Annotated in this window: 18 protein-coding genes and 2 pseudogenes; 12 read left to right on the top strand and 8 right to left on the bottom strand. The window is 33.6% G+C overall.

The features are described from left to right. Positions 1-591 precede the first annotated feature (591 nt). Positions 592-1,239, top strand: a complete 648-nt coding sequence (locus tag SAGCYANO_RS03935) for a ribonuclease III domain-containing protein (protein ID WP_202218885.1) — start codon at positions 592-594, stop codon at positions 1,237-1,239. A gap of 533 nt (positions 1,240-1,772) precedes the next feature. On the opposite strand, the gene SAGCYANO_RS03940 is transcribed toward SAGCYANO_RS03935, so the two are convergent. Beyond that, the gene (locus tag SAGCYANO_RS03940) at positions 1,773-2,474 is read right to left on the bottom strand and encodes a PEP-CTERM sorting domain-containing protein (protein WP_202218886.1); all 702 of its coding nucleotides are present in this window, start codon (positions 2,472-2,474) and stop codon (positions 1,773-1,775) included. Positions 2,475-2,786: 312 nt separating this feature from the next. Here SAGCYANO_RS03940 and SAGCYANO_RS03945 point away from each other — a divergent pair, with 312 nt between their 5' ends. The 4 genes from SAGCYANO_RS03945 to SAGCYANO_RS03960 all read left to right on the top strand — a co-directional run bounded on the left by SAGCYANO_RS03945 (position 2,787) and on the right by SAGCYANO_RS03960 (position 7,368). Continuing rightward, a complete protein-coding gene (locus SAGCYANO_RS03945) occupies positions 2,787-4,016 on the top strand; it encodes an RNA-guided endonuclease TnpB family protein (protein ID WP_202218887.1) in 1,230 nt (409 codons plus the stop codon). Between the two features lie 342 nt (positions 4,017-4,358). Next, positions 4,359-5,027 (top strand): ATP-binding protein, encoded by a 669-nt coding sequence (locus SAGCYANO_RS43955; protein WP_237395743.1) that lies wholly within the window; start codon positions 4,359-4,361, stop codon positions 5,025-5,027. 674 nt (positions 5,028-5,701) lie between these two features. Continuing rightward, on the top strand, positions 5,702-6,226 hold the full coding sequence (locus SAGCYANO_RS03955) for an ATP-binding protein (protein ID WP_237395730.1): 525 nt from the start codon (positions 5,702-5,704) through the stop codon (positions 6,224-6,226). A 542-nt stretch (positions 6,227-6,768) separates the two neighbouring features. Continuing rightward, entirely contained in the window at positions 6,769-7,368 is a 600-nt protein-coding gene (locus tag SAGCYANO_RS03960) for a hypothetical protein (RefSeq protein WP_202218889.1), read from the top strand. A gap of 268 nt (positions 7,369-7,636) precedes the next feature. Here the strand turns inward: SAGCYANO_RS03960 and SAGCYANO_RS03965 are convergent, their stop codons facing one another. Further along, the gene (locus SAGCYANO_RS03965) at positions 7,637-8,467 is read right to left on the bottom strand and encodes a sulfotransferase family protein (protein ID WP_202218890.1); all 831 of its coding nucleotides are present in this window, start codon (positions 8,465-8,467) and stop codon (positions 7,637-7,639) included. 227 nt (positions 8,468-8,694) lie between these two features. Between SAGCYANO_RS03965 and SAGCYANO_RS03970 the strand changes: the two genes are divergently transcribed. Beyond that, positions 8,695-10,446, top strand: coding sequence for an NAD+ synthase (locus SAGCYANO_RS03970; protein WP_202218891.1), 1,752 nt, complete (start codon positions 8,695-8,697; stop codon positions 10,444-10,446). 1,019 nt (positions 10,447-11,465) lie between these two features. On the opposite strand, the gene SAGCYANO_RS03975 is transcribed toward SAGCYANO_RS03970, so the two are convergent. Beyond that, positions 11,466-12,299 carry an urease accessory protein UreD gene (locus SAGCYANO_RS03975; protein ID WP_202218892.1) on the bottom strand — a complete coding sequence of 278 codons (834 nt, stop codon included), beginning with the start codon at positions 12,297-12,299 and terminating at the stop codon, positions 11,466-11,468. Positions 12,300-12,737: 438 nt separating this feature from the next. On the opposite strand from SAGCYANO_RS03975, the gene SAGCYANO_RS03980 reads away from it, so the two are divergent. The 3 genes and pseudogenes from SAGCYANO_RS03980 to SAGCYANO_RS43960 form a co-directional block, all read left to right on the top strand. Next, the gene (locus SAGCYANO_RS03980) at positions 12,738-12,857 is read left to right on the top strand and encodes a helix-turn-helix domain-containing protein (protein ID WP_202218893.1); all 120 of its coding nucleotides are present in this window, start codon (positions 12,738-12,740) and stop codon (positions 12,855-12,857) included. Next, a complete protein-coding gene (locus SAGCYANO_RS03985) occupies positions 12,858-13,778 on the top strand; it encodes a transposase (protein ID WP_237395736.1) in 921 nt (306 codons plus the stop codon). It begins immediately after the preceding gene. Positions 13,779-13,827: 49 nt separating this feature from the next. Then, a pseudogene (locus SAGCYANO_RS43960) lies at positions 13,828-14,016 on the top strand (zinc ribbon domain-containing protein); the annotation flags it as partial. 707 nt (positions 14,017-14,723) lie between these two features. On the opposite strand, the gene SAGCYANO_RS03990 reads toward SAGCYANO_RS43960, so the two are convergent. Together SAGCYANO_RS03990 and SAGCYANO_RS03995 are read right to left on the bottom strand one after the other, a co-directional pair. Next, on the bottom strand, positions 14,724-15,173 hold the full coding sequence (locus SAGCYANO_RS03990) for a secondary thiamine-phosphate synthase enzyme YjbQ (protein WP_202218894.1): 450 nt from the start codon (positions 15,171-15,173) through the stop codon (positions 14,724-14,726). A gap of 231 nt (positions 15,174-15,404) precedes the next feature. After that, positions 15,405-16,367: an NAD(P)-dependent alcohol dehydrogenase gene (locus tag SAGCYANO_RS03995; protein ID WP_202218895.1), complete on the bottom strand. Its 963-nt coding sequence runs from the start codon at positions 16,365-16,367 to the stop codon at positions 15,405-15,407. Positions 16,368-18,202: 1,835 nt separating this feature from the next. On the opposite strand from SAGCYANO_RS03995, the gene SAGCYANO_RS04000 reads away from it, so the two are divergent. Beyond that, positions 18,203-19,174 (top strand): hypothetical protein, encoded by a 972-nt coding sequence (locus tag SAGCYANO_RS04000; RefSeq protein WP_202218896.1) that lies wholly within the window; start codon positions 18,203-18,205, stop codon positions 19,172-19,174. Between the two features lie 529 nt (positions 19,175-19,703). On the opposite strand, the gene SAGCYANO_RS43965 is transcribed toward SAGCYANO_RS04000, so the two are convergent. Both SAGCYANO_RS43965 and SAGCYANO_RS43970 read right to left on the bottom strand, forming a co-directional pair. Next, positions 19,704-20,210, bottom strand: coding sequence for a spore maturation protein (locus SAGCYANO_RS43965; RefSeq protein WP_237395738.1), 507 nt, complete (start codon positions 20,208-20,210; stop codon positions 19,704-19,706). Between the two features lie 59 nt (positions 20,211-20,269). Next, positions 20,270-21,016, bottom strand: coding sequence for a nucleoside recognition domain-containing protein (locus tag SAGCYANO_RS43970; protein ID WP_237395740.1), 747 nt, complete (start codon positions 21,014-21,016; stop codon positions 20,270-20,272). Positions 21,017-22,545: 1,529 nt separating this feature from the next. On the opposite strand from SAGCYANO_RS43970, the gene SAGCYANO_RS04015 reads away from it, so the two are divergent. Next, a complete protein-coding gene (locus SAGCYANO_RS04015; RefSeq protein ID WP_202218898.1) occupies positions 22,546-22,719 on the top strand; it encodes a hypothetical protein in 174 nt (57 codons plus the stop codon). Positions 22,720-22,884: 165 nt separating this feature from the next. On the opposite strand, the gene ispD is transcribed toward SAGCYANO_RS04015, so the two are convergent. Then, entirely contained in the window at positions 22,885-23,571 is a 687-nt protein-coding gene (ispD, locus tag SAGCYANO_RS04020; RefSeq protein WP_202218899.1) for a 2-C-methyl-D-erythritol 4-phosphate cytidylyltransferase, read from the bottom strand. A 287-nt stretch (positions 23,572-23,858) separates the two neighbouring features. On the opposite strand from ispD, the pseudogene SAGCYANO_RS04025 reads away from it, so the two are divergent. Next, a pseudogene (locus SAGCYANO_RS04025) lies at positions 23,859-24,594 on the top strand (glycosyltransferase family 9 protein); the annotation flags it as partial.

Below are 24,594 nucleotides of genomic sequence, written 5' to 3' on the forward strand. Positions count from 1 at the left end.
CCGAATAATTAATTGTTTCAGATTTACAGCGCTTTTTATTGAAGTAAGCTACAAAATTATTTTTGCTTAGGGAGCAGGAAATAGGGAGCAGGGAATAGGGAATAGAAAAATGCTTTTGCTACTTTAGTCTTCTATCTATGTGAAAACCGCTATAAAGTCTTTTTTAAGAAAAAAATTATTCAAATTTCCTTGGAGTTAATCCTTTTATTCAAAAGAAGAGGTTACTATTAAAAAGCGTTCAGCAGGTAAAATTAATTAGAATATTTAAGCGAGAAGTTAATAGTTCACAATTATTACGATTAATCTAAAATTTTCATAGCACTGGAATAATTTTCATTTATCTATGTGACTAGATGTTTATATTTTAGGAATTGCTTACCTAAATACTGCTACTCATAGCTGCTAGAAAAATTGTTAGTCTTGACTGATAACTGATAACTGTTAACTGAAATGACCTTACCTGTAGTAACAGCAAATCACTCTTTTCTTGAGAAAATCTGATGAAATTATTAACTATTCTGTAATTTGTTAGTGATAAATTGTAGTGATTATTAATTATACTCGCATTTTTACGGAGTTACAGATAATATTATGGGCTTAAATATCAAAGCTGCCAAGGAAGCGATCGCCAAGCGCTACGTCGGAAATACTTCTGTATCTTACTTCCAGCATCCGAAATTATTAGAAATTGCTCTAACTCATCCAAATCATATTTACGATGGGACTAATATTATTAGGCCGCAACAAAAACAAAGAGCATTAGAGCATCAAGGTTTGGCCAACTTAGGTTATGTAGTTTTTTGTAGGATTGTTAGTAACTATTTATCAGATAATTTTTCTCATTTAGGCAAAGCAACTATTACTATTATTGAAAGCGATATTGTGAGCAGAAAAGTGCTTGCTGAGTTTGCTAAGGAGTTAAATTTGAAGCAGTTTTCTCTATTGGGAAAAAGTTATAAATGGAAGCATAAAAGTGAGCAGAATAAAATTTTAGCTCAAATGTTTGAGGCTTTAGTAGGGGTGATTTTTTTGGAGTTTGACCGAGATTTAGGTTTGACTTATGATTGGTTAGTTGAAAGTTTTATTGGTCAAGCGGTTAATCAGGTTTTAATTACTGCTGTTAAAGATGATGATTCTGATTTAGAAACAGATTTTCAATTGATAGATTGGATTGAGGCTTTAAATTTACCTTTATTAAATCAAAATAGTTTATGTAGAAATAAAGAATTCTTTGTTTGAATGTTTTGAATAGGAAGTAGGTTCAATGATTGATAATTAATAATTGATAATTGATAATTACTTATTCCTAAAAGGAAGAGGATTGAATAAAAGGAAATTTTTTTCTTGTTTCTCCTTTAAAGGAGAGGATTTTTACCTTAATTATTCGGTAAAGAGTATAGTAGGCAGGCAAAACTACTTCAGTTCTCAAAATAATGTATTTTTCAATGCACTTTGTTGAAGGAAGCAATCTCTATGACTTTGGAATTGCTTCCCGACTTTTGTAATGACAATTTTTTAATCGGATTTCATATTAAATAAAAGTCAAATCAATCATCAAATTAAAAACTTATTTCAACGCGACTTTTACTTTCAATTTCATCTAGAATATCAGCAGGAATATTGCTCACCTTTTTAACTTTAGCAGTTACAGTATTGACAAAGTCCAGTAGGGTGTGTTAGTGAAATGTAACGCACCACTGTCCCAAATAAATGTTTCGCTCAGTTACGCTTTCCTGCGGAATGCAGAGCAAACGCTAACAGACCCTACCAAACTATCGTGATGTTCGCTTTAACAAGCGTGAACCGAAACCTAGAACACCCAAAGCAATTAAACTTAGTACAGATGTAGGTTCTGGCACAGATTGGTTACCGGAGGAATTAAGGGTTAGAGAAACTTCGTCAAAAAAACTATCAGAAGATATGCCTAAATTACGGCTTGAATCAAGAATAATTTCTATAGAGCGGGTGTTTACAGGTACTATTCTTTGATCAAAAAATTGATTCCAGTCAAAGATATCTGGAACAGGGTTGTCAATAAAAACTTCTGATAGGAGTACATTATTACTTTGATCCAAAAATGATAAGGTTGCTTTTCCAATATCACTTACACCAGGAATGCTACGAGATTGTAATAAAACGCTAAATGAAGACACAATATCACCTTGATCAATTTGTAGAGCTAGAGAGCTAACATCTATTGATTGTAGCAACGCTTGAGAATCAGCAGGACCTGTGCTACCTGTAAAAGAATAGGTACCAATATCTACTGGAGAAGGTGACAAGTATGGTCTTGCAGTAGTAACAACATTTATACCCGTACTCAACCATCCAGTAGTATCTCCTGTTTCCGCATTACCATTTTGCACGAGTTCAACACCTAGTGTTGCTGCATGAGCATTTCCACTAGCTCCTGCTACGACTATTAATCCTCCAGTAACTGTTAATAATTTACTGAATGTAGTTCCAATTTTCATAATCATTGACTCCTGATAGATATGATTAGGAAATAGAAGGTTTGTTTTACCTTGTAAGGTGGTTTGGTTTGATAAAGAGAGAAACATTATGTGAAATGGAAATATCCGAAACACACCCTACCCTACTATACTATTTCATAATTTGATGTTCCGTTGGTTTTATTTAGCCATTGTTAGAGATTTTTTATACTAGCAAACAATCCTATTTTAGGTTCGATGCCCATTAAATTTGCATGCTATCCCAGCAGAAGCTTTCGCCCTGGTTGAAAAACTTGTATTATTATCTTGCTATAACCCTGGAAATTTTCCACCATGCGCACTGCCTACCAATATAAATTAAGGCCCAACAAAGAACAAGTAGCCACCATAGAAATGTGGTTAGAATTGTTGCGTCGGCAGTACAACTATCGGTTAGGTGAACGGTTATCGTGGTGGGAAGAAAACCTTTGTCCAGTTAACGCTTGCCCCTTAGTCATGCCAATTCCTCAACTAAGAGATAATCCAAATTATTACTCTCAAAAAAAAGATTTGGTCAATACCAAACACCAGTTTCCTGAGTACAAGCTGATTCATTCTCAAGTTTTACAGGATTGCATAAAACGAGTAAAACTTGCCTTTGATAGATGGTTGAAAGCAGACAAAAATGGACATAAATCAGGGAAACCAAGATTTAAAGGAAAAGGACGTTATCGCAGTTTTACTTATCCTCAAATCAAGCAAGACTGCATTCAAGAAAACAAGATAAACTTGCCAAAAATAGGCAATATAAAGTTGATTCAACATCGACCTTTACCTGATGGTTTTCAAATTAAAACTGTGACGATTAGTCGTAAAGCAGATGGTTATTATGTGACTTTATCCTTAGAAGACAAATTAGTTCCACCTTTAACAACTGAAGTTGAACCTACATTAAAAAATACTCTGGGAATTGATATGGGGTTGAAGGAATTCTTAGTAACAAGTGAAGGAGAATCTGTCCCCATACCTCAATACTATCGAAAATCTCAGAAGCGATTAAAGACTCTACAGAAACGTTTATCTCGAAAGAAAAAAGGAAGTAAAAGGTGGCTAAAGGCTGTCAAAGCTGTTGCCAAACAACATAAAAAAGTGGCTGATAAACGTAAAGATTTCCACTTTAAAACAGCCAATGAATTGTTATCAAAAGCAGAAGTTATCGCCCATGAAAACTTAAATATAAAAGGGCTAGCAAAGACTCGTTTGAGTAAATCAATTAACGATGCTGGATGGGGACAATTCCTATCTATTTTAACTGTCAAAGCCGGAAATGCTGGACAGAAAACTATAGGAGTGAACCCCAAAAATACCAGCCAAGATTGCTCAAATTGCGGGGAAAAAGTTCCCAAAAAATTATCTCAAAGAACCCATTCTTGTCCGCACTGCGGCATAGTAATAGACCGCGACTTAAATGCGGCGATAAATATAAAAAATAGGGCGGTAGGGCATTCCGTCTTTAAAGCTCGTGGAGCCCGACGGGATACCGGGGCTACGAAGCGAGAAGCCGACACTATAGCCTCAGCTTAGTGTGGGAGATGTCACTGAAAGTCATGTTAAAAATGTCGGGAAAGAATTATGGAATCTTCTCTCATTAATATTAGGTGAAAAAATTAGCAAGACTAATTTTAAAGGTATATGTGAAAAGATAAAAGACAGAATTTTTCATCAGCTATTATTTTAGGAAATTGTCATACTAATCCCACAGCTAATACTCATAATATTAATATTTTTCCAGATAGAGAGCGATCGCCTACTTCTTCAGAAAATTCCCAAGAATCTAAAAATCAACCATAACTAGATTTAGCTGAAGCACCCGAAATTTTCAACTTCTACGATCGCTCTTCCGAACTAACAACTTTAGAAAACTGGATATTAAAAGATTCATCTCGCCTCATTGCACTTTTAGGAATTAGTGGTATAGGCAAAACAACCCTAACACTCCAATTAATCAAACAAATAAAAACTAATTTTAATTACATCATTTATCGGAGCTTGCGCTTTTCCCCCACCCTTGATGTAACTCTTACCAACCTATTAAAAATTTTTCCCCAAGAAGCAGATATTTCCCAAAATATTGAAACCAAAATATCTCAACTACTTAACTACCTAAATCAATATCGTTGTTTGATTATTCTTGATGACCTACAAATGCTTTTTTGTAGTGGAAAAATAGCAGGTCAATATCAAACCGAATCTGAAAATTACCAGATATTTTTTCAGCTTATTGCCCAAATGAACCATCAAAGTTGCTTAATATTAAACAGTAGAGAAAAACCCATAGAAATAACTCAACTAGAAACAAAAAATAATTCTGTGCGATCGCTCATTTTAAGTAGTTTAGGATTAGCAGCAAAACAAATTCTGGATAACCATAAATTATCAGACGAAGAAACTTGGGAAAAATTAATTGATATCTATCAAGGCAACCCTCGGTGGATAGAATTTACTGCCACTATGATTCAAGAATTATTTGACAGTAGTGTTGCTAAATTTTTGCAATGGGAAAAAGTAATTTTAAGCGAATCTCTAGTAGCATAATTAGATAAAATTTTCCCACGAATAACTCAGAATGAGCAAACAATCATAATTCAACTTGCTCAAGAAAATAAACCTGTTACCTTGCATAAAATTGACAAAATTGTGGAGTTATCAACATCAGACTTATTGAATTCTATACAGTCACTAAAAAGACGATTATTATTAGATATCAAACAAGAAGATAAGACTACTTATTTTAGTTTAAATTCAGTCTGGAAACAGTATGTTCTGTGGACAGAAGAGGGAAAGTAATTTTAGTTATCAGTTATCAGTACCTCCGATTTTAGTCAGAGGTTTGAAATATGTATGGTGAATATTTTTTTTATCCCCTTAATACCATTTATCAAAAACTTTTCTACATTTTGTTGAGCAGGGGACCCACCCTAACCCCTCCCAGGAGGGGAAGTAGGGGAGTAGGGGAGTGGGGGAGAAATAAAAAGTAAGAATAATTAACATTAACTAGGCTATTATTAGCAAAAAAATGATTATAGCTGTTTTGATTAATTAATAATTGAAGTTTTACCCAAGTATAGCGTTACTTTTAGGAATTGGTATAAAAGGGGAAGCTTTGAACCTCATTTTTTGGTAATAATTTAGTGTTGGTGTAAATAATTCTGTGTATATAAATCCTAAAATAGGTTGTAATATTTTATCTATAGCAATTCCCAAGAAGAGTGAGGTATAAAATTCGTTGGTCTATGGATAAAAATACAACATTACATTTCTTTTGTGGAAAAATGGCTGCTGGAAAATCTACTTTAGCAAAACATTTATCAGAGAAACACAATGCTCTTCTTTTAGAAGAAGACAATTGGCTTTCCCAACTTTATCCAGAAGAAATAACCGATATTCCTGGGTATATAAAATATTCGAGTCGTCTGAAAAATATCATGTCAGAACATATTAAGTTACTACTTTCTCATGGTATATCTGTAGTGCTAGATTTTCCCGGAAATACCCCAGCTCAACGTAATTGGTTTCGTGGTATTTATGAACAGGTAAATGTGTCACATATTCTTCACTTCATTGATGCGAGTGATGAAATTTGTAAGCGTCAACTGAAAGAAAGAAGCAAAGATAAACCGAATGGAGCGCGATTTACTTCAGAAGAAGAGTTTGATGCAATTACTAAATATTTTCAGCCTCCATTAGAAAGTGAAGGATTTAATTTAATTAGGTACGAACGAAAAGATATTTAGGGTTTGCGCTCAAAAGTCTTTTAGTAGGGGTAGGAGACAAGAGACAGGAGACAGGAGACAGGAGAAATGGATCGGGAGCGAGGAGGTAGGAGCAATACCATTTCTCAAAAAGAATGCCATATCTGATTGGGTGGAGAAGTGTGGGAAGTGTGGGAGGTGTGGGGAGAGGTTAAAAGTAGTAAAAATAATTACTAACCGACTAATAATAATTAATAATTACCTCTTTTTGTAAAGAAAAAGAGCGGTCGCTTTTCCAACTTATCTAAAACTTTAGAAATGATTGGTTTTCCAGTTAGTAATTAATATTATTTGTAAGGTAGGTGTTATTTTATAATACAGCGTATTCCACTTCAGTGAGGTACACTTACGCGAGCAAGATGCTAGCACTGAGAAGATTTAATTATTAATATTTGTACTTCAGATACTTGTAATTTGCTGTATAATCAGGAGTTACGCAGGCAAACTCAGAAACCTGGTTTCTTTATTCTTCTTATTTAATAAGAATAGGTAATTGTTAATTATTTATTATTCATTATTTAAAAATGTCTTACAGTAAATTTAACTTAGATGAACTACTAACAAATTTTAATCTAAATTTAGTTGAACTTAGAGGTAAATTCAACAATTTACCAGAAGTTTTACCTAGTAAAATTTTACAAGAACTTTTCCAAGACTATATACCTTTAGCAGTTGCTATTGGTTCAGAAAAAGCACGTTCTGAGTTAATTGTTGCACCAATGTTAGTAGAGGTAAAGAAACAACTCAATAATCAAATTAGCATTTTTTCAGGAATAGAATTTAACGTTAATTCTGACCAAGGTTTAAATGGTTTTTGTGATTTTATTATTAGTCGTTCTACCAGACAACTTGTGATTGAAGCGCCAGTTGTTGCTTTGGTAGAAGCCAAAAACGATAATCTGAAATCTGGTTTTTCTCAATGTATTGCAGAGATGATAGCTGCTCAAATTTTTAATCAAAGAAAAGGCAACAATATTAATAAAATTTATGGTGTTGTGACAACGGGAACAGTTTGGCAATTTTTAGAGCTAGAGTCCGAAACTATAACTGTAGATTTGGAGGAATATTCTATCAATAATTTATCAAAAATTTTCGGTATTTTAATTAGTTTGCTTAGAGTCTAGTAGTAGCGCGTCAAGCTTAAAATAGGGTAATAGGAAAATGGCAAAATTTATATATATTGTTTTTGTCCAAAATTTTAATACAACATTTAAGGCTTGACACGATAGTAGGGTGCGTTAGCAAAGCGTAACTGATCGAAATATTTGGTTTATAAATATTTAGGATATTGAAGAAATATTTGGGATATTAGAAATATTTGAGAGAGGCGGTGCGTTACATTTCATTAACGCACCCTACTAGAATTAAACTATAACTGTTTCCGTCTCTTATTCATTTTCCTTCCAATAAACGGTGTTGGTTCAGCTTTTCGTAGTATGGCATACACAAATTGTAGAGAGAAAGCAATTTTTGGTCTTGATGAATTTTTAAGTAAGATTTCTCAGTATTTTGAAACCCATAACTAATTCGTAAATTGTCATGCAAACTTCCATTATCCCACCAACTTATTTCATTAGAATTGCCAGGAGGATTCCAATTTAATGCTTCTGGTATAAACGGAATACCTATTCTCGAACAATACTCCTTAATTATATTTGTTGTATTTTCTACAAGATCGTCAGCATTAATAACAACAGGAATTTTACCTGTAGACTCAATGACTTTGTTGAAAAGTTCAAAAAGTTGTTTATAACCACATTCCTCAAAATCAATATCGGGCATTTTATAATAATAGAAAAGTAGCATTTGAGCAGGATTGCGAATTAAAAAAGTATGCTGGAAATAATCAATAAATTCATTATTTATAATTTGCATAAAGTGTAAAGGAAAATCTTTTATAAACAATCTGTTATTCTGAGATTTTACCTTTAAGTCTTGCAATACATTCTGATAATTATATTCTGCTTGTGGTGTGATATCTGGCACACGATTAAAAATACGTTCCTCACTATAGTGTGCTGAACGACCAAAAGGTTCATGAAGTACCAAAAAATCACCTCTTTGCTTAACCATCCACCTAAAAGCTGTGGATCTGGAGCGAGGAGTAGACCATAATGCAATTATTTTTTGATTCATTATTACTCTAATCAGAAGATTTAGTAACAGAAATAATATTTGTTGTTTGCCAAATATCATCAAGGTTGGCAACTTTACCTCTCCCATTTGTTATATTTACTGGTAAGCATTCAGCTATCAGCAGTCAGCTATCAGCAATTAGTAATGAATAATTACTTCTGAGGTTTTGTCCAGGAACTTTGGTAGTAACTTTTTATTCTTTTTCAATTTTAAAGGTTGCTTTTACCTTCCCTAAAATTAATAGCTGATAGCTAATAGCTGACGGCTGAATGCTTACATTTACTGTACACACAGTCTCTAATAATTTAAAAATTATGAAAATTGCAATTGCTCAACTTAATCCCACTATTGGTGATATTAAAGGAAATGCCAAATTAATTTTAGAAGCTGCACAAAAAGCAGAAAATTTAGATGCCAAATTGATGATAACTTCAGAATTATCTCTCATAGGTTATCCACCACGAGATTTATTAATTTATCCTAGTTTAATTGAAGCTGCTGCTACAGAGTTAGAAAAGTTAGCCAAAAATTTACCATCAGAAATAGCAGTTTTAGTGGGAACTGTAACTTTTAATTCTCAAGCTAATGAAACAGGAGGGAAGTCATTATTTAATAGTGCTGCTTTATTAGGTAATGGAAAAGTCAAACAAATATTTCATAAAAGGCTTTTGCCTACTTATGATGTATTTGATGAGCAACGATATTTTGAACCTGGTAAAACTAGCGATTTTTTCACGTTAGAAATTCCTGGTAAAAGCTCAGAATCTTTAGTAAAAATTGGTGTGACTATTTGCGAAGATTTATGGAATGATGCTGAATTTTGGGGAAGGCGAAATTATACTTGTGACCCAATGAAAGAATTAGCAGAAAATCAAGTTGATTTTGTCGTAAATATGTCTGCTTCTCCATATCAAGCAGGAAAGCAAAAATTGCGAGAGGCAATGTTAGAAAATAGTACAAATAGTTATCAAATACCAATTATTTATGTTAATCAGGTAGGCGGTAATGATGATTTGATTTTTGATGGTTGTAGTGTGGCTTTTAATAAGACTGGTAATGCTATTTATCGTGCTAGTGCTTTTGCAGAAAATTTGGCAGTTGTTGAATTTAACCTAGCAAAAAAAGATTTGATTGTGACTAATTTTGAAAGTCTATATTTAGCAGAAAGTGAGGATGAAGAAATTTGGTCTGCTTTGGTCTTAGGGGTAAAAGATTATCTGCGTAAGTGTGGTTTTTCTAAAGTTATTCTTGGTTTAAGTGGGGGAATAGATTCGGCTTTAGTCGCAGCGATCGCTACTGCTGCTTTAGGTAAAGAAAATGTTTTTACTATTTTAATGCCTTCTCCGTACAGCTCCGATCATTCTGTTAAAGATGCTTTGGAATTAGCGGAAAATTTGGGTATTGCTAAACAAGTTATTCCTATTGGGGATTTAATGAAAAGTTATGACAATAGTTTGCAAGATTTATTTGCGGGTACAAATTTTGGAATTGCTGAAGAGAATATTCAATCTCGGATTCGTGGCAATTTATTAATGGCAATTTCTAATAAGTTTGGTCATTTGCTTTTATCCACGGGTAATAAGTCAGAAATGGCGGTCGGTTATTGCACTCTTTATGGTGATATGAATGGTGGATTAGCAGTAATTTCTGATGTTCCGAAAACTCGTGTTTATTCTCTGTGTCGGTGGTTGAATCAACAGGCATTTAATAATAATCAAAATTTCTATGGAGCTGAAAACTTACTAATTACTGAACAGCAAAATATTATTCCAGAAAATATTCTGACTAAAGCTCCTAGTGCTGAGTTGAAAGAAGGTCAAAAAGATGAGGACTCTTTACCATCTTATGAAGTTTTGGATGATATTTTATACCGCTTAGTAGAAAAGTGTGAGTCTTTGGCAGAAATTATTGCAGCAGGACATGATTCAGAAGTAGTAAATAAGGTTATAAAGTTAGTGATGCGGGCAGAATTTAAACGTAGACAAGCACCCCCTGGGTTGAAAATTAGCGATCGAGCTTTTGGCACTGGTTGGCGGATGCCTATTGCTAAGAAAAGTTCTTGGTAGATTTGAGGTTGTGAGTTTCCAATTTTGGCTAGAAGTTAATCTCTGCTCTGACAAATAGCTGCTAAAATGCAATGAAGAAGTTATAGTCATTTTTATCGACTAAAACTTCATTCTGAACGCCACCAGAAAACACAGGAGATGGCAATCAATCTCAACCCTCAAATATTGGAAAACTTATTTGGCTAGAAGTTAATCTCTGCTCTGACAAATAGCTGCTAAAATGCAATGAAGAAGTTATAGTCATTCTTATCGACTAAAACTTCATTCTGAACGCCACCAGAAAACACAGGAGATGGCAATCAATCTCAACCCTCAAATATTGGAAAACTCATTTGGCTAGAAGTTAATCTCTGCTCTGACAAATAGCTGCTAAAATGCAATGAAGAAGTTATAGTCATTTTTATCGACTAAAACTTCATTCTGAACGCCACCAGAAAACACAGGAGATGGCAATCAATCTCAACCCTCAAATATTGGAAAACTCATTTGAGTAAAAAGCAAAGAATGATAATCCAAAAAATGTTTAATTTTTAGCAAATATCTATCCAAACAGTATTACTTATTCTTAACTAAGGTAAGCATAGTATTCAACATTTTCGTTTGTCATGCTACCCTTGCCAGAAGCATGAACATACAGAAGTTACTAAGGTTAGTTTGTTACCTTTTTCTTTCCTACGAAATGCCGCATAAACATAATTTTGAATTCTCCTTCTAAGATAATAAGTTAATAACTGAATGGTGACTGCTGTTAGCTCCGCATTCCGCAGGAAATGCTTACTAACTAGGGTTTGCTGAAAAAGTCTTATGGGTGAGGGTAGGAGTCAGGAGTCAGGAGTCAGGAGAAATCGGAATTATAGAGGACTTAGGAGGAAGAATAGTCTTTTGATTTTTCTGCGCAACTATGCGCCTGAAATGCTAATTTTTTGAACCTAAGCACCTAAAAGCTTGGATTTTTTTCAACTAAAAAATGCTAAAACCTTTATATGTCAATGGTTTTAGATTTATTCAGCAAACCCTAACTAAGACCAAACTCGCGGAGAACAACTAGGTCTTTTTAAATAAAAAAGCCGGAGAAAATGCCAAACCAAATTAAACCAATTTTTCACATTAATTATTGACTGCCCACAATAGCGACAAATCATCCCTTTAGGAATACGAGTAACACCTGCTTCACCAGACATATCAATATCTAAACTTTGCCACAAGTCACGAGCTTTTGTAACAACTTCTGACGTAACAGGTTGCCCAACAAAAATGAAAGTTCCAACTACAGAATTATCAGCTAAACCCAAGAGACTATTAACCATTTCCGACCCTCCTTTTAAGCATTGTCTGTCTATCCAGATAGGAGAATTTTCTTGCCAAACCTCAGTATACGAACGCCAATTTCCTGCTAAAAATTTTTCCCCTCTAGCACTCCTGCCAAATCTAATAATTTCCCAACTCATCCAACTTGCTTCTACTCCTAAATGTACTTTTAAATCTTGCCGATACTCAGCACCATTAAAAAGTATTGTTGGTTGAGGGAACCATTCTAAACAAGACTGACTACCAAGGTAAATACTAATATTTTGTTGAGCAAGCTGACCATTACTACGATAAATTTTACTAGCAGCAGCAGTAGTAATTAAAGCATGGGTAGTTGGTTGTAATTCGATATTAATAGAAAGGCGATCGCCTCCAACAACACCACCAGCAGTATGTAAAATTACACTATGACAAACTTCATTTCCTTCTGGATAAAAAGGTCTTTGTATTTTTAATGGTGCTTGATTTTTACTTGTCAGAATTTGAGTATTGTTGTTTTGCTTGCCATAAATTAAATTGAGACTACCGTGCCATTCTTTAGTCATAATTAGGATTTTTTTAGAGACTTTTTATATAGGAGAACCGAAGTTGGAAGAAGGAAAAATCTTACGTTGTCTGAGTTTTAAGCTTTTGATCTTTGCTAACCTTTCCTTCAACTGCTATATCCATCAGAAAAAATAGCTATTGGGGACTCCCGTTATAATCTGTGATTTAACGGTGAGAGGAAAACAGGCAGCATATAAACTATTTTCCTCTTAGACTTAATTTTCAGATTTTTAAACTGACTTTTTAGACTTAAGTTTTAGTGAATCAATGAAATCACTAATTACCTGGGTCATTGTTTTCTCATTCTCGACTGCATATAACCTTAGCTTATTTAACCTGTTTTGACTTATCCGTAAGTTTAATCCAGTTTTTTTCATAATGCCTACACAATATTTATGCAAAGTATTAGAATAAATTTCTGGTCAAAAAAGAAGAAAATGCTCGTAAGTCATTGCTACAAAATCAAGCCAAGTCAAGAGCAAATAACCAAGATAGATAATTGGTTAGAACTTTTGAGAAGACATTACAATTATGCTTTAGGTCAAAGATTAGATTAGTTGAATAGAACCAGATGTCAAATAGACCGTTGTTCATTGATTTCATGTCCTATTGGTGAGATTCCAGGCCAACCAAACTATCATTATCAATCGGCTCAATTAAAACAAACTAAGAAACTATTTCCAGAATACAAAGAGATATATTTTGAAGTACAACAAAATAATCTCAGAAGATTAGACAAATCTTGGCAACGTTGGTTAATACCAGATAAAACAGGTAAAAGATTTGGTAGGCCAAGATTCAAAAAATCAGGCAAGTTAAGGTCATTAAGTTTTAGTAGAGTTAATCATCCTAAAGCAGCAGTTAAGTTTGATGGTAAACACATAATTATTAGTAGATTTGGTTCTATTTCAGTAATAGTTCATAGACCAATACCAGATGGATTTACGATTAAAACTGCAACTATAACTAAAAAAGCTGATGGATATTATGTCAGTTTTAGTCTAGAAGATAAATCAGTTCCTAGTTTAATTCCTACAGATAATATTAAAACTGCTGTAGGAGTAGACGTTGGTTTAAAAGAGTTCTTGACTACTAATACTGGTGAGACTGTTTCTGTTCCTAATTTTTATAGAAAAGCACAATCTAATTTAGCTAGGAAACAAAGGAAAGTATCTAGAAAAAAAATTGGCTCTAATAACTGGAAAAAAGCACAGAACACAATTGCTAGATTACACCAGAAAGTTGCTAGACAAAGAGAAAATTTTCACTATAAAACAGCTCATAAATTAGTTAAAAAATATGATTTAATTGCCGTTGAAGACTTAAACATTAGAGGTTTAGCTAGAAATACTAAACTATCTAAATCAATTTATGATGTTGCTTGGGGAGAATTTATAATAAAACTGAATGCAGTAGCGGTAAAACGCGGTATTCATGTAAGTAGGGGCGAATGGCCATTCGCCCCTACATCCTCATAATACTTCTCAAAATTGTAGTAATTGTGGCCACAAAGTACCTAAGACTTTATCAGTTAGAACTCATTCTTGTCATAAATGTGGAACAGTTTTAGATAGAGATGAAAACGCTGCAATTAATATATTAAATAAAGGGTTAAACGAGGTGGGTATCATCTTGTCTGCTTGTGGAGGCTTAGATGTTAATCAGCCTGTGAAACAAGAAACTTCTGAAGCTTGGGTTCAATTATCTTTGTTTTAGAAGCTCCCGTTATAATTTCCGATTTAACGGGAGAGAACTTCACAAATATAGAGATAATATTCTCATCATTACTGTGGGATAGTCAATTTTAGTTATAACGAAAAAATGGAGCTTAGTGTCATACCTATGTTGAAAGGATTAAAGCAAAATATTGACTTGAAAAACTTACCCTAATCAAAAGTACTTCATGGCAATAAATACTTGTCTCAATCTAAACTGAAATGACTGTAACTCCAAAATTACTGTTAAGTTTTCTAGTGAGCTTTTCTTACCCTATTACCAATTATTTAGGGTTTGCTGAAAAAGTATTTTTGTAGGAGTCAGGATATAAGAATTTTCTGGGGAATGCTGCACAAAAAGCGGTCAGCTATCAACTCTCAGCTATTAATTCATTGCCTTTATAGTAGGAGTTAGTATTGATAAATTTAAAGAGAATTCAAAGCTTTGGAAAAAAAACTAACCTTGACCTGAGAAGTGTATATTCATTATTTATGAAACAGCTAAAAGCTGACTGCTCATAGCTGTTTGCGCAGCATTCCGCAGGAAATGCTTAGGTCAGGAGTTAGGGAAATGTAGATTTAAACGAAGAAGTAGAAAAAATAATTTTCAGATATTTTTTAGCCCTTGTTTACTAAAAGTCCTCACATTTTACAGCACTTTTTAAGATGGTGAAGTACAGTTCAACATTTATCTCTCTTTCCTACTGCCTACTCCCTACTTCCTTCTCCACTAACTTGTACTAATATATTTCGTTTTCTAGGTCCGTCTAATTCAAAAAATAATACTGACTGCCAAGTTCCTAAAGCTAATTTTCCATCCACAACAGGAATAACTTCATTATTATTTAAAGTCATTGCCATCAGATGAGAATGAGCATTAATAGGTTCATCAGGAGGAACATCTCGCAGGTGCAAATCATTATGGAGATATTTGTCAGACTCCGGCGCTAACTTTCTCAGATATACCTTTAGGTCTGCAATTAATCTTTCCTCATTTTCGTTAATAGCTAAAGCTGTAGTCGTGTGTCGAGAAAATACAATTACTTGCCCATTTTTTATACCACTCGCATTTAAGATATCAATAATTTGAGGAGTAAGATTGTATATTTCTATTCCAGCAGCAGTTTCTATTTCTAGAAATTCATTTTTGATCGACATATCAATTTATTACCGAATAATTAAGGTTTAAAGCCTTTCCTTTAAAGGAGAAAAGCCGTCGAGGGATGGCGAGGAAACCCGCTCTTGCAGAGCCGCTCCGCTAACGCTATATCCAACCTATCAAGAGAAGAAAAATTTTCCTTTTAGTCAATCCTCTTCTTTTCAAAGAGAGGTAATTATTAATTATTAATTATTAATTGTTGAACTTATCTATAGTAATAGTAGAAAAAATTAGTCAACTAAACTTGTTTCTTCAGTTGTAATAGCAATTTTTCCTACAGCATGACCCATTTCACTATAGGCATGAGCTTCTGCTATTTCTTCTAATTTATATGTACGGCCAATAATTGATTTAACTAATCCATCTTCAATGAATTCTCGCAGAGCATTTAAGTCACGGGGGTTTGGTTGGGCAAGAATTAATTTAGATTTTTTACCAGGCACAAATAAGCTTAAGAAAGTAGGAGGTAAATTGTCTACAGTTGGCAGAGTAGATATATAAATTCCCTCTGGTTTCAAGATATTTTCACAACTAGAAAAAGTTTCTTTGGCCACAGCATCAAAAATAAGATCGTACTGCTCTAATTCTTTAGTAAAATCAATTTGATTATAATCAATAACCCGACTCGCTCCTAAACTTTCTACTAGGGTAATATTGTTACTACTACAAACACCTATTACTTCAGCTTTCATTGCTTTTGCAATTTGTACTGCAAAGATACCAACTCCACCAGAAGCACCATTAATTAATACTTTTTGTCCTGGTCTAATTTGACCTAAATCAAGTAATCCTTGAAAAGCGGTTAAACCTGCAACTGGAACTGTTGCTGCTTGAGAATGAGTCATATTTTTTGGTTTTAATGCAGCAGTATTTACAGGTATAGCAATATATTCAGCATAAGCACCTCCTGTTAATGGATTAGTAAATGTATAAATTTCATCTCCTGGTTCAAAATTTTTTACTTGTTCTCCTACTTCTAATACAACTCCAGATAAGTCAGAACCTAGAATAATAGGAAAGTTAAAACCTGATAATAATTGTAGTTGCCCTTGTCGAATTTTCCAATCTACAGGATTAACACTTGTAGCGTGAATTTTTACTAATAATTGATTTGGTGTAATTTGAGGTTGGTTAATATCTGAATATTCCAAGACATCAATAGAACCATACTGATTAATAGTGACGGCTTTCATAGAGTTTTGTTGTAAAATTAGGATTTTAATTAGAATACCAATAATTTCCTTGTTTAGCAAGGTACGTTCAACAATTAATAATTAATAATTAATAATTACCTCTTCTTTTCAAGGAGAAGATTGACGCTTAAGGAAAGTTTTTTCTTATCTTGGTCGATTGGATATTGCTAGGATGACCAAACCATCCCTCAACCGCTTTTTTATCCTTTAAAGGAGAGGCTTTAAACCTTAATTATTCGGTAATAAGGAAGAAATGAAATTTGCAGATGGAAGAATGAATAAAAGGAAATAATGATAGAGATAGGTAGAATATTGGATTTGATAGCAACTCATTATATCCATCAGTTGATAATTAGCTTTTTGTAGAATTATAGTCATTTTAGTTGAGATTGACACCAGGATTTATTCCCTATAAATATTTCAGCAAAAACAGTGTTTCATTGTTATTTTCAATTACTATATTTGCGCAAATTGTCGTGATTTTATTCAGATTTTGCAGCCAGAATAAATCAGGAAAAGGGAATAATAAATCACAGGAAATAATCAGATATACAAAAAATCACTGTTTGTAGAATTATAGTCATTTCAGTTGAGATATATCAAATGGTTTCTTCCCTAGAAATACATTCAGCCGAAACAGTGTTTCATTGTTATTTTCAATTACTATATTTGTGAAAATTGCCATGACTCCCTTCAGATTTTGTAGCCAGAATAAATCAGGAAAAAGGAAGAATCAATCAAGGGAAATAATTATAGATATAAAAATTTCACTGTTTGTAGAATTAGAGTCATTTCAGTGGAGATTGACACCAGGGTTTCTTCCCTATAAATATTTCAGCCGAAACAGTGTTTCATTGTTATTTTCAATTACTATATTTGTGAAAATTGCCATGACTCCCTTCAGATTTTGTAGCCAGAATAAATCAGGAAAAGGGAATAATAAATCAAAGGAAATAATCAGATATACAAAAAATCACTGTTTGTAGAATTATAGTCATTTCAGTTGAGATATATCAAATGGTTTCTTCCCTAGAAATACATTCAGCCGAAATAGTGTTTCATTGTTATTTTCAATTACTATATTTGTGAAAATTGCCATGACTCCCTTCAGATTTTGCAGCCAGAATAAATCAGGAAAAAGGAAGAATCAATCAAGGGAAATAATTATAGATATAAAAATTTCACTGTTTGTAGAATTAGAGTCATTTCAGTGGAGATTGACACCAGGGTTTCTTCCCTATAAATATTTCAGCCGAAACAGTGTTTCATTGTTATTTTCAATTACTATATTTGTGAAAATTGCCATGACTCCCTTCAGATTTTGTAGCCAGAGTAAAGCAGGAAAAAGGAAGAATCAATCAAGGGAAATAATCATATATATAGAAAATTAGCTGTTTGTATAATTAGAGTCATTTCAGTTGAGATGGATACCAGGGTTTATTATCTAGAAATACATTCAGCCAAAACAGTGTTTGATTGTTATTTTCAATTACTAAATTTGTGAAAATTGCCATGACTTTCTTCAGATTTCGTAGCCAGAATAAATCAGGAAAAAGGAAGAATCAATCAAGGGAAATAATTATAGATATAGAAAATTCGCTGTTTGTATAATTAGAGTCATTTCAGTTGAGATGGATACTAGGGTTTATTCCCTGGAAATACTTTCAGTCTCAACAATATTTCATTGTTATCTAAAATTACTAAATTTGTGAAAATTGCCATTACTTTCTTCAGATTTCATTGAGATGGATACCAGGGTTTATTATCTAGAAATACATTCAGCCGAAACAGTGTTTGATTGTTATTTTCAATTACTATAATTTGTGAAAATTGCCATGATTAGCTTCAGATTTTGTAGCCAGAGTAAAGCAGGAAAAGGGAAGAATCAATCAAGGGAAATAATTATAGATATAGAAAATTCGCTGTTTGTAGAATTAGAGTCATTTCAGTGGGGATTGACACCAGGATTTCTTCCCTATAAATATTTCAGCCGAAACAGTGTTTCATTGTTATTTTCAATTACTATATTTGTGAAAATTGCCATGACTCCCTTCAGATTTTGTAGCCAGAGTAAATCAGGAAAAAGGAAGAATCAATCAAGGGAAATAATTATAGATATAAAAATTTCACTGTTTGTAGAATTAGAGTCATTTCAGTGGGGATTGACACCAGGATTTCTTCCCTATAAATATTTCAGCCGAAACAGTGTTTCATTGTTATTTTCAATTACTATATTTGTGAAAATTGCCATGACTCCCTTCAGATTTTGTAGCCAGAGTAAATCAGGAAAAAGGAAGAATCAATCAAGGGAAATAATCATATATATAGAAAATTCGCTGTTTGTAGAATTAGAGTCATTTCAGTGGGGATTGACACCAGGATTTCTTCCCTATAAATATTTCAGCCGAAACAGTGTTTCATTGTTATTTTCAATTACTATATTTGTGAAAATTGCCATGACTCCCTTCAGATTTTGTAGCCAGAGTAAATCAGGAAAAAGGAAGAATCAATCAAGGGAAATAATCACAGATATAGAAAATTCGCTGTTTGTAGAATTAGAGTCATTTCAGTGGAGATTGACACCAGGATTTCTTCCCTATAAATATTTCAGCCGAAACAGTGTTTCATTGTTATTTTCAATTACTAAATTTGTGAAAATTTCCATGATTAGCTTCATATTTTGTAGTAAGAATAAGTCAGGAAAAGGGAAAAATAAATCAAGGGAAATAATCACAGATATAGAAAATTCGCTGTTTGTAGAATTAGAGTCATTTCAGTTGAGATATATCAAATGGTTTCTTCCCTAGAAATACATTCAGCCAAAACAGTGTTTAGTTGTTATTTTCAATTACTAAATTTGTGAAAATTTCCATGATTAGCTTCATGTTTTGTAGTAAGAATAAGTCAGGAAAAGGGAAATAATCAGAGATATAAAAAATTTGCTTTTTCCAGAATTCGAGTCATTTCAGCTTAGAAAGTATCGAACCATTAGAGTAGCTCTTCAGATGACAGAACTGCCAAAAAAAATCCTTAACTGAACCGAATTGAGTCCTAACCTACCTGTGTATTGCTATATTTCATAAATAGACATCTCCGATCATAAAAATACAATTAATTATCGTACAGAAATTATTAATTATTTCCACCTACTCCATACTACCTACTTCCTCTTTTATGGAGATGTCTAATATAAGATTAGAAATAAAATTTAAATTGAAATTATCATTTTATTTTGGGTTTAATACCCTGCCGCCTACACGATGCTGACAATTGGTTAGGGTTTGAGTCCCCATCCATCTTTTCTTCCTTCTTCCTTCTTCAATGCTTGTTTAATCATCAAAATATCATTCGACAAACGACAAGAGAAGCTAAAATTCCTGCCACATCAGCACATAAAGCAGCAGGTAAAGCATATCTAGTTTTTTTAATTCCGACACTACCAAAATAAACAGCCAATACATAAAAAGTAGTTTCAGTAGAACCCTGCATAGTTGATACTAAATAAGAAAGAAAACTATTAGGTTCATTTGTCACTATTTCCGACATAATACCAAAAGCACCACTGCCAGATAAAGGTCTAATCAATGCCATAGGTAGTGCTTCAGTCGGCATTCCAATTAAATTAGTGATAGGCGATAAAATTACAGCCAAAATATCTAGAGCGCCACTAGCTCTAAACATTCCAATTGCCACAAAAATTGCCACCATAAAAGGAATTATTCTGACGGCAACTTCAAATCCTGCTTTTGCTCCTTCCGTCATTTTTTCATAAACTTTAACTCCTCGAAAATAGCCAAAAAGTAGAAAAGAACAAATTAATATTGGCAATAACCAATTAGACAAACTCTCCAGAAAAGCAAAACTAAAAATATAGGTTATGCCTTTGAGATTTAAGCGATAAATTACCGCACCGAAAAAGCACCAATTAAACTAGCAAAAATTAATTTTCCAATTTTATTAGGTGGAGTTAATTCAGATATCTGTGTCTCGCCTTCTAATAAATCATTGCCGTCTAAATCTTCTGACGAAATAGATTGATTTAAACTAGGCATTGATTGCCGACGTGCGAAAAACTTTGCTGCGAAAATAGCCGTAATTGTAGAACAACAAGTAGCAAAAATTGCAGGTAAAATAACATCTCCAGGGTTAGTAACACCAGCACTAGCTCGAACAGTTATTACACTAATAGGAATAATCGTAACTGAAGAAGTATTAATAGCTAAAAATAAACACATAGCATCTGTGGCAGTTCCCTTTTCTGGATTTAATTTATCCATTTCTACCATCGCTTTTAAACCCATTGGCGTCGCAGCATTTCCTAACCCTAAAGCATTAGCAGCTATATTCAAAATAATGGCAGACATTGCAGAGTGAGATGCAGGTATATCAGGAAAAAGTTTCACCATTACAGGACGAATTAAACGAGCAATTACAATCATTCCTCCTGCTGCTTCAACTACTTGAATTATGCCTAACCATAATGCCATACTACCAATTAATCCAATGGCTAAAGTAACAGCATTTTTTACAGATTCAAATGATGCTTCAGTTATTTCTGTCATCCTACCGTTATATGCTGCTATAACTGTAGCTGAAACTATCATAAATAGCCAAATATTATTAATTGGTGATACTTGTGATTTATTCATTTAAAGCAGGGAATAGGGAATAGAATAGAAGTAAGCATTCAGCCGTCAGCTATCAGCTATTTCTTTTAGTAGGTGATAAAAGTTTTATTAATTGAGAAACGAAAAATCTGACTACAAAAGTTAACTCCAAAGTCTATATTCATTTAAACTCTGTCCTTAAGCACAGGGTCTTATTACTGATAGATGACAGCTAATAGCTGTTTGCGCAGCAGTCCGCAGGAAATGCTTACGAATAGAAATTAAAGATAGGTATATTTCATTAGTTTAAGAAACGCTATAAACTCTAACTTTACCGAATAATTAAGGTTTAAAGCCTCTCCTTTATTTAAAGGGGAAACAAGACAAAATTTTCATTATTAGTCAATCCTATCCGTTTTCAAGGAGAGGTAATTGTTAATTATTAATTATTAATTATTAATTGTTGAATACTAGCTTTTATCCCAAATAATTAAAGATATAGTAGAAGGAATAAGTAAGAAGTAAGAAGGTATTAGTCATCTAAGATATCGGGAAAAATCGTGCTTTGTCTGAGTTTTAAGCTCTTGATATGTCCACTCCTTTTCCTTCGACTACTATAAAAGATATTAGCTAAATCGAAGTATTACTTAGTAAATAATTATTTTTATAGCAGAAGAAAGAAAGAAGAAGTCCTTTAGTTATTTAGGAGAGAAGAAAAAATCTGGGTTGTCTGAGTTTTAAGCTATATCTGATTCATTATTTTTAGTTTATTTCAATAAATCAATCATTTCAGCTTGCCGATTATTTCTCTCTGCGTTTAGATTAATAATTTTTTCTTGCTGGCTTATGATTCGGTCATATTTAATTTTAGTTGACTCATTTTCTTTTCTAATCCTTTCAAGAGATAATTGGATTTTTTCTAAGCGATCAACAATTAAATTAATGCCAAAAATCCATCGGATTACTATCATATAAATAGGTAATAGTAAGAATAACAAAAGTAGAGAAGAAGAATTTCCATAAAAATAAAACTACGAATTCAGAAAGGTTTAATATTAATACAAAACTTGAAATTAAGAGATAGACAACCTCTCAATAATTAGGCGATGCGTGACAACTCCAGTAGTAGGATGATCAAAATTAAATTAAGATTCTATCTTTACAGCAGAGCTATCACATTTTGCAAATATAGTCATTTAACTTTAGATTGAGACAAAGCTTTCTTGTTATGAGGGAATTTCGTAAGCATTTCCTGCGGAATGCGCTCGCATTCAGCTATTAGCAGTCAGCTATAAGCTTTTTAATGAATGAAGCAAGCATTCGTTTCATTTCTACTACATTCTCAACCAGAAATTCATTCGTACTCTGAAGCTTTGATAAAATTGCTTTTTTCTCCTTTAAAGATGATCAAGCTGATAGCTGACTGCTTAATGCTTAATGCTTAGGGAGTTTCAGACGAGAAAACGTCTCATTTTTAAGTTAAACTACTATATTTGTTCACAAAAAATCTTCATAATCAATAGACAAATTAGTCTGTAGAACAACAAGTTCGGTTGACAGCATAGATACTTATGCAACCCTACATTATTACTTCACCTAGCCAACCTTACATTACTGAAAAACTGACAGAAACTCAGACTGAAGTTGAAACCCTCAAGGCACAAATAGCACAGATGCAGCAACTTCTAACCGGAATGATATCTGGCAGAACACCCCTCCTTTTTAGGAAGAGTTCAAGAATTTAGAATTTAGAATTTAGAATGCGCGAATTACCTCTCCTTTAATAGAAGAGGATTGACTAATCATGAAAAATTTTTATTTATTATCCCCTTAAAAGAGGAGGCTTTAAACCACAATATTTCGATAGTAATTAATTATTAATTATTAATTATTAATTTCTGAACAACGCCTTACTTTTTCAATCTCTCCATCAAAATAAATTCTGCTACTCTTAAATCCACAGGAGTTGTCACCTTAAGATTAGTCTCCTCCCCCACAACAACCTTTACAGACAAACCACATTTTTCAAACAAAGCAGCATCATCAGTAACTTCCCAACCTAACTGACGCCCCTTTTCGTGACATTCCTTCAACAACTTCACCTCAAAACCTTGAGGCGTCTGAGCAGCCCATAAATTACGACGATCTGGTGTATCCTGAATTACACCCGATGAATCAACAACCTTAATCGTGTCCTTAACTGGCACAGCAGCAATTAAACCAGGACACTTCAGAATTTCCTCCGCACACCTATCCAATAGTTCTGGAGTAGCCAAACACCTTGCCCCATCGTGAATTAACACCTGTTCCGCCTCCGGGGGCAAAGCCTGTAAACCCTTATAAACAGACTCCTGACGAGTCGATCCTCCCTCAATCAACTCTACATACTTATTAGTAGACAAACCAGAAATCATCTTTTGAAAATCTGGAAAATCAACAGGTTGGCCAATAATACCAATCCAATTAATATAATGAGATTTGAAAGCAGCCTCAAGAGTCCAACTGAGCAAAGGTTTATCCAATAGAGTCAGTAAAAGCTTGTTTCGCGAGCTTCCCATGCGTCGTCCCATACCAGCAGCAGGAATCAATAAATACATTTAATTTTGTGTTTTAAATTTCTAATGAATAATTCTGAATAATTCAATATAGTGGTAAAAATTGAATGTCTATTACAGAAATAGCTCCCATCATAATCGTAAGATATGGTTAGTTGAATGCAGCAATAAATATAAAAAATAGGGCGGTAGGGCATTCCGTCCTTAAAGCTCGTGGAGTCCGACGGGATACCGGGACTGCGAAACGAAAGCCCACACTATACCGCAAGGTTAGTGTGGGAGTATGTCACTATTGTGTTCCACTAATAATTAAACTAAATTCCTTAAATATGAGAATACTAGCCCTTGTCCCTGGTGGAATTGGCGACCAAATCTATTCTTTCCTACTCTGGATGACCTAAAAAAATCTTATCCAGAATCTCAAATTGATGTAATTGTAGAACCTCGCTCAAAGGGTGCATACCGAGTTTGTAAGTCCGTACAGGATGTCCTCGCCTATGACTTCAAAGATGCCAATAGTCTCGCTGACTGGGGAAACTTGTTAGGTATTATGCGCGATCGCGAATACGAAGCAGTAATTTCTCTCGGACAACGTTGGACAGTTGGCCTATTGCTGTGGTTAACAGGAATTCCTCAACGGGTAGGTTATGCAGGTAATGGGGCCATCTTTCTCACGAGCCCTATACCCCTGAAAACTGAACAATATGCAGCTCAGATGTACCATGATTTATTGCCAGGAATGGATGTTGTCACACCTTTCCCTGGGCTATCTATTAATGTACCTAAAGCAGATATTGATTGGGCAGAAGCTGAACAACAACGTTTAGGAGTGTCGGAAAGTGGGTATGTTCTGATTCATGGCGGTTCTAGCCAACTAGCTCAGATTAAAGGTATTGATAAAATCTACCCTACTAATTATTGGCAGGAGATTATTACAGAACTACAGCAGAAGCAACCTAATTTACCAGTAGTGGTAGTCAAAGGTCCTGAAGATGGAACTTGGGTCAATGAAATTACTCGATTTTGTCCAGATGTCAAAATAGTGATGCCTGGGGATATAGGTAA

Origin of the sequence: Okeania sp. KiyG1 (assembly GCF_014132355.1) — a bacterium.
GTDB lineage: Bacteria > Cyanobacteriota > Cyanobacteriia > Cyanobacteriales > Microcoleaceae > Okeania.

What these genes read in the sequence shown, in the direction of transcription:
- SAGCYANO_RS03935 (WP_202218885.1), top strand. Translation starts at nt 592, where the DNA reads ATGGGCTTAAATATCAAAGCTGCCAAGGAAGCGATCGCCAAGCGCTAC.
- SAGCYANO_RS03940 (WP_202218886.1), bottom strand. Translation starts at nt 2,474, where the DNA reads ATGAAAATTGGAACTACATTCAGTAAATTATTAACAGTTACTGGAGGA.
- SAGCYANO_RS03945 (WP_202218887.1), top strand. Translation starts at nt 2,787, where the DNA reads ATGCGCACTGCCTACCAATATAAATTAAGGCCCAACAAAGAACAAGTA.
- SAGCYANO_RS03960 (WP_202218889.1), top strand. Translation starts at nt 6,769, where the DNA reads ATGTCTTACAGTAAATTTAACTTAGATGAACTACTAACAAATTTTAAT.
- SAGCYANO_RS03965 (WP_202218890.1), bottom strand. Translation starts at nt 8,467, where the DNA reads ATGGGAGAGGTAAAGTTGCCAACCTTGATGATATTTGGCAAACAACAA.
- SAGCYANO_RS03970 (WP_202218891.1), top strand. Translation starts at nt 8,695, where the DNA reads ATGAAAATTGCAATTGCTCAACTTAATCCCACTATTGGTGATATTAAA.
- SAGCYANO_RS03975 (WP_202218892.1), bottom strand. Translation starts at nt 12,299, where the DNA reads ATGACTAAAGAATGGCACGGTAGTCTCAATTTAATTTATGGCAAGCAA.
- SAGCYANO_RS03980 (WP_202218893.1), top strand. Translation starts at nt 12,738, where the DNA reads ATGCTCGTAAGTCATTGCTACAAAATCAAGCCAAGTCAAGAGCAAATA.
- SAGCYANO_RS03990 (WP_202218894.1), bottom strand. Translation starts at nt 15,173, where the DNA reads ATGTCGATCAAAAATGAATTTCTAGAAATAGAAACTGCTGCTGGAATA.
- SAGCYANO_RS03995 (WP_202218895.1), bottom strand. Translation starts at nt 16,367, where the DNA reads ATGAAAGCCGTCACTATTAATCAGTATGGTTCTATTGATGTCTTGGAA.
- SAGCYANO_RS04000 (WP_202218896.1), top strand. Translation starts at nt 18,203, where the DNA reads ATGATTAGCTTCAGATTTTGTAGCCAGAGTAAAGCAGGAAAAGGGAAG.
- SAGCYANO_RS43970 (WP_237395740.1), bottom strand. Translation starts at nt 21,016, where the DNA reads ATGAATAAATCACAAGTATCACCAATTAATAATATTTGGCTATTTATG.
- SAGCYANO_RS04015 (WP_202218898.1), top strand. Translation starts at nt 22,546, where the DNA reads ATGCAACCCTACATTATTACTTCACCTAGCCAACCTTACATTACTGAA.
- ispD (WP_202218899.1), bottom strand. Translation starts at nt 23,571, where the DNA reads ATGTATTTATTGATTCCTGCTGCTGGTATGGGACGACGCATGGGAAGC.